Origin of the sequence: uncultured Virgibacillus sp., from assembly GCF_947495635.1 — a bacterium.
GTDB classification, from domain to species: domain Bacteria; phylum Bacillota; class Bacilli; order Bacillales; family Amphibacillaceae; genus Virgibacillus; species Virgibacillus salarius.
Window position 1 is genome coordinate 59,717 of record NZ_CANMAB010000010.1, and the last position, 6,664, is coordinate 66,380.

4 protein-coding genes are annotated in these 6,664 nt (G+C 38.3%); all 4 read right to left on the reverse strand.

From position 1 onward, the window contains the following. Window positions 1-5 precede the first annotated feature (5 nt). Complete coding sequence (bshB2, locus tag Q1A47_RS04125) at window positions 6-671, reverse strand: bacillithiol biosynthesis deacetylase BshB2 (protein ID WP_121605936.1); 666 nt, start codon at window positions 669-671, stop codon at window positions 6-8. Between the two features lie 30 nt (window positions 672-701). Next, a complete protein-coding gene (locus Q1A47_RS04130) occupies window positions 702-1,055 on the reverse strand; it encodes a YojF family protein (RefSeq protein ID WP_166530203.1) in 354 nt (117 codons plus the stop codon). Between the two features lie 418 nt (window positions 1,056-1,473). After that, window positions 1,474-4,350: an excinuclease ABC subunit UvrA gene (gene uvrA / locus Q1A47_RS04135; protein WP_121605666.1), complete on the reverse strand. Its 2,877-nt coding sequence runs from the start codon at window positions 4,348-4,350 to the stop codon at window positions 1,474-1,476. Window positions 4,351-4,355: 5 nt separating this feature from the next. Continuing rightward, window positions 4,356-6,338, reverse strand: coding sequence for an excinuclease ABC subunit UvrB (gene uvrB / locus Q1A47_RS04140; RefSeq protein ID WP_166530202.1), 1,983 nt, complete (start codon window positions 6,336-6,338; stop codon window positions 4,356-4,358). Window positions 6,339-6,664: the final 326 nt, after the last annotated feature.

Consider the following 6,664-nt stretch of genomic DNA (forward strand, 5'->3'; position numbering starts at 1 on the left):
ATTCATCATACTGAAAACTGCCAAGTAAAAAATTCCTCTGTACCAAACCGTTCCTTCGCTTCTTGTAGTACTTCCTCACCAAGTTCCTTATAATTTTTCAGCGGACCAATAATGCCTCCAGCTTGAGAGTCATGACAAAGAATGGCATCCATTTTTTTCTCAAAATAGGCGGAAACATCATTAATAACATCTGGTTCTCCGAGTTCCTTTTTAAATCCACGTGCAAATGCCTGCGCCCATACAGTTGGTCGCTCATCCATCAGTTCAACAGCTTTAATTGCCGCTGCCCCAAGTGCGTTATGGTCTGGGTGAACAGCATAATTAGGATAATGTGTAATAACTAAACTTGGCTTTATCTCTTCTAATATGCCTTTTAAATGCTGTGCAATTTCCATTTGATCTTCAAATTCAATGGTCTTATCACGATAACCTAGCATTTTTAGGTCCATATCAAGAACCTTACATGCGTTTTTAAGCTCTTGCTTTCGAATTAATGGTAATGTCTCTCTATTTGCGAAAGTGGGTGATCCCATATTTCGGCCCATCTGCCCTAAGGTCCCACATAAATATGTTACAGGTATTCCTTGACTTCGAAAATGTGAAATTGATCCTGCAGCACCAAATGATTCATCATCTGGATGCGGTAATATAACAACAACATGTTTTTCCAAGTTGATCACCTATCCCCTTCTTTTGTCTTTTTAATTATTAAACGGTGTTTCACTAATCTGAAGCGCAACCATTAATCTACCTTCCCGATCATGACCAGCTAGTAATAATTTTGATCCTTCATGAATTACCCAGTCTGTTAATCCTTCTGCATAAATCCAGCCGATCTCGGTCTTTAAGCCGACTCGATACGCATTGCCATCACCAACGATCTTCGCTTGATTAAATGTAACCTGCGCATTCCGCACATAAGCCCCAACATTATATGCTTTATCATCAAAATGGCTAGCGTACGCTCCATTTGTAGTTTCCACATGTATGTAGACCTGTTTATTTGTAAAATCGTCTAAGCATTGTTGTACACTCTCTACTTCAATTGGTTTCATATCAGTTTCCTCCCAATCAACTTCTTCTTTTAGCTTATCGAAACAACCGCATGGCGTCAAAAAATTAAACCGACTCTAATGCTTCATTTCATATAAAAGCCCGAATTTTATCTCAAATCTTTCAGATAACATTCGGGTTACTTTTTTGAAGATAGGTAATTCCTTCATCGCTCTCAAAATGCTTCGCTTTCCAGGCACCGCCCATAGCCTCTCAGAAAGCACAAAGAGGCTTTCTGAGAGGTCTTCGGACCGTGCTGTTCCCGCAGGACAAGGATGACTTCGCCAACGATACATCGTATGCAGAAAAGCACTCTTCCTTTTACGCATATTGACCACGCTAAAGTCTGCTTCATTTTATTATTATAATGAATCGTTCATTCGTTAATATGCAATTAAGTTCTGCCACAGCCTCTTCCAACTATTTTGTAGCTACTTTTTCCTTTACTTCTATCGCATTGTCCATCCGCTTCATGTCACGTTCTAATACTGGCTTTAAGTATTTTCCAGTATAGGATGCTTCTGCTTCTGCGATTTGTTCTGGGGTACCTGTTGCAATGATCTGTCCACCGCGATCTCCACCCTCAGGTCCAAGATCAATGATATGATCAGCAGATTTAATAACGTCAAGGTTGTGTTCAATGATTAAAACACTATCACCATTATCGACAAGTCGTTGCAAAACACTTAATAAGCGATTAATATCATCAACATGCAAACCAGTTGTTGGTTCATCTAAAATATAAAACGATTTACCATTTGATCTACGATGCAATTCACTTGCTAACTTCACACGTTGAGCTTCCCCACCTGATAAGGTCGTTGCCGGTTGCCCAAGTCTTACATAGCCAAGCCCAACATCATAAATGGTTTGTAGCTTGCGTTTTATTTTAGGGATATTTGCAAAAAATTCTAAGGCCTCCTCGATTGTTAAACCAAGCACCTCTGAGATATTTTTTCCTTTATATTTTACTTCCAATGTTTCTCTGTTATAGCGACTACCTTTACATACTTCACATGGAACGTAAACATCCGGAAGAAAATGCATCTCAATCTTTATAATCCCATCTCCACGGCAAGCTTCACAGCGCCCACCCTTTACATTAAAACTAAACCTTCCTTTTTTATAGCCACGTACCTTTGCTTCATTCGTTTGAGCATATACATCACGGATATCATCAAACACACCTGTATACGTAGCAGGGTTGGATCGTGGTGTACGACCGATAGGTGATTGATCGATATCAATTACTTTATCTATATATTCCATTCCTTTTACTTTCTTATGCTTACCTGGTTTATGCTTTCCACTATACAGTTCTTTTGCTAGCGACTTATAGATAATTTCATTTACTAACGTACTTTTCCCAGATCCGGAAACTCCGGTCACAACCGTCATTAACCCGATTGGAATTTTCGTAGAAACTTTCTTCAAATTATTTTCCTCTGCCCCTACTACTTCGATAACACGCTTATCTTTCTTCCTTCTTTTTACTGGTAGCGGGATAAACTTATGACCCGCTAGATATTGACCTGTTAGTGATTGCTTATTTTTCATGACATTTTCCGGCCTATCGCTAGCAACAATTTGCCCTCCATGTTCACCTGCTCCTGGGCCAATATCAATAAGCCAATCCGCTGCTAGCATAGTATCTTCATCATGTTCAACAACGATGAGTGTATTATCTAAGTCACGCATCCGCTTTAAAGTATCAATTAAGCGGTCATTATCACGTTGGTGTAGACCTATCGAAGGTTCATCTAATACGTAGAGCACACCTGTTAGAGCTGAACCAATTTGTGTAGCTAGTCTAATACGCTGTGCTTCTCCTCCTGAAAGTGTTCCGGCAGAACGAGATAGTGTTAAATAATCAAGTCCAACATTATTTAAAAATTCTAATCGATTATCTATTTCTTTTAAAATCATGCTAGCAATCTGTTTTTCTTTTTCCGATAGATCTAATGTATCGAAAAATTTCTTTGCCTCCATAATAGAGAATTCTGTAACTTTACTGATATGCAACCCATTAACCAACACAGCTAATGCGCTTTCCTTTAACCGATAACCTTTACACTTCGGACATTTCTTCTGCGCCATATATTTTTCTAAAGTTTCACGTATATAGTCAGAGGATGTTTCTCGATAGCGCCTACTAACATTGTTTAATACGCCCTCGAAGACAATATGACTATCGCGCACACTGCCAAAATCATTTACATAGTGGAAATGAATCTTTTCCTTCCCGCTACCATAAAGAATTTTATCCATTTTATCTTTGGGGATATCGTTCACAGGCTTATCCATATCAATCTCAAAGTGTTCACAGACACTCTTTAAAAGCTGTGGATAATATTGTGAACTGATTGGCTCCCACGGCGCAATTGCGTGTTCGTTTAATGACTTTTCCCAGTCAGGAATAACTAAATCCATATCTACTTCCAATTTTGTCCCTAAGCCATCACAGGTAGAACAGGCTCCAAAAGGGCTATTGAAAGAAAATAATCTCGGCTCTAATTCATCGATGGAAAAACCACAAATAGGACATGCATGGTTTTCACTGAAGGTCAATTCTTTATCACCAATGATATCAACAATAAGCTTACCTTCCCCTAAAGAGAGGGCCGTTTCTATTGAATCACTTAAACGTCCTTCTATACCAGCTTTTACCACAACTCGATCAACAACTACTTCGATCGAATGCTTCTTGTTTTTTTCTAATTTAATCTCTTCCGTAACTTCACGCATTTCTTTGTCAACACGAATGCGAACATATCCTTCCTGCTTCAACCTTTCAAATACCTTAACGTGTTCACCCTTCCTTCCAGATACGACAGGTGCAAGTAGTTGCATTTTCGTCCGTTCTGGATATTCCATAATTCGATCTACCATTTGTTGGACCGTTTGTGAAGATATTTCAACGCCATGCTTAGGACAAGTAGGATGACCAATACGTGCATATAATAACCGTAAATAGTCATATATTTCTGTTACTGTACCAACTGTAGACCTCGGATTTTTACTTGTAGTTTTTTGATCAATGGATATAGCGGGTGACAATCCGTCAATTGCATCAACATCAGGCTTATCCATTTGTCCAAGAAATTGTCTTGCGTAGGCAGAAAGAGATTCTACATATCGTCGTTGACCTTCTGCATAGATCGTATCAAAAGCTAAAGAGGACTTACCAGAACCAGATAATCCTGTCAAAACAACCAATTTATTTTTGGGAATTTCTACATCCACATTTTTCAAATTATGTGCTCTGGCACCCTGAATTTTAATTGATTTACTTGGCATTAATTTCACCTTCCTGCTTTAAGTTCAAGTATAATATCACGAAGTTCAGCTGCTTTTTCGAAATCCAGTGCTTTCGCAGCGTCCTTCATTTCTTTTTCCATCTGCTCAATGACTTGCTCTTTATCCTCTGATGCTAACTTGCTAATACTTTTCGCTTTTCCATCATATTTAGGTTGGTCCTCTGCAACAACCGTGGCACGAATTACTTCTCGGACATCCTTCTTAATGGTCTTAGGTATAATATTATGCTCTTTATTATATGCCATCTGTTTTTCACGTCTGCGATTTGTTTCATCTATGGCAATTTGCATCGATTTCGTTATTTTATCGGCATACATAATAACCATGCCATTTTCATTACGTGCAGCCCGTCCCATCGTTTGAATTAATGATCGTTCCGAACGTAAGAACCCTTCCTTATCTGCATCTAAAATAGTGACTAAGGATACTTCCGGTATATCAAGACCCTCACGTAATAAGTTTATACCGACAAGAACATCATATTTCCCAACTCTTAAATCTCTAATTACTTCAATTCGTTCCAACGTTTTGATTTCCGAATGTAGATAAGCAACCTTGATTCCCAGTTCCTTCAAATAATCTGTAAGATCCTCCGACATTTTTTTCGTCAACGTTGTTACGAGGACACGCTCATTTTTACTTGTTCGTTTATTGATTTCTCCAATTAAATCATCAATCTGACCATCTATCGGTCGAACATCTACTTTTGGATCTAATAATCCAGTCGGCCTAATGATCTGTTCTGTCATATCAGGTGAATGTTCCTCTTCATAAGGTCCTGGGGTAGCAGATACATAGACCAACTGATTAGTAGCTTTCTCAAATTCTGTAAACTTTAATGGGCGGTTATCCAACGCTGAAGGTAAACGAAATCCATGATCAACCAGTACTTGTTTTCTGGCTTGGTCTCCGTTGTACATTCCTCTAATCTGCGGCAATGTAACATGTGATTCATCAACTACTACTAGAAAGTCATCGGGAAAGAAATCAAGCAACGTATACGGAGTTGCTCCGCTTTCTCGAAGCGTTAGATGTCTAGAATAATTCTCAATTCCAGAGCAAAATCCCATTTCATTCATCATTTCCAAATCATATCGAGTACGTTGCTCTAATCGCTGTGCTTCTAAGAGCTTATCCTGCTCTCGTAATTCCTCTAAACGTTCTGCTAACTCCTGTTCGATATTTTTGATCGCAAGCTTCATTTTTTCTTCTCTTGTTACGAAGTGAGAAGCCGGAAATATAGCAATATGCTCTCGATCACCGATAATTTCTCCAGTCAATGCATCAACTTCCCGAATCCGGTCAATTTCATCTCCAAAGAATTCAACACGAATACAGTGCTCTTCCTTCGATGCAGGTATGACCTCGACAGAATCGCCGCGCACTCGAAATGTACCACGCTGAAAATTTATATCATTCCTTGCATATTGAATGTCAACAAGTTCACGTAGCAGCTGATCACGATCTTTTTCCATTCCTACTCGAATGGAAAGCACCTGACTCTCATATTCTTCTGGAGAACCTAAACCATAAATACATGAAACACTAGCAACGATTAAAACATCATTTCGTTCAAAAAGAGCAGATGTCGCTGAGTGTCGAAGCTTATCAATTTCATCATTAATACTTGCATCTTTTTCAATAAATGTATCTGTAGAAGGAACATAAGCTTCTGGTTGATAATAATCATAATAGCTAACAAAATATTCAACTGCATTATTTGGAAAGAACTCTTTAAATTCACTATATAGTTGTCCAGCTAACGTTTTATTATGTGCAATTACTAATGTGGGACGATTAATTTCTTGTACTACATTTGACACAGTAAATGTTTTCCCCGTACCTGTCGCCCCCAATAATGTTTGATGACGTTGGCCAGCCTTCACTCTCTCAACAATCTCCTTAATTGCTTTAGGCTGATCACCACGTGGTTCGTACTTTGATACAAGATCAAACGTATTTTTCACTAGAACTTCCTCCGATCATCTATGACTACAATTATTTTATCACATTTGCTAGACATTTTAACACAAAAACGAACAAATATTCGACTTTTTTGTTTTTCCATTTGTTTCTAGCATACCCTTATTTGCCAATTTAGAACCAAGTTGGATAAGATTAAATCAATTGCCATCTTGCTGCTATGTTTTCGTAATAGAGATACTTCTTCCTCCTCATGGTAAAATTTTATAAATTCCAAGACTATTAAAAAAACTGAGCAAAATTCGCTCAGTCCTTATCACTACATGCTCAGATTTACGCTTCCTCTAGTAGCTATTATGGAATCACTCCG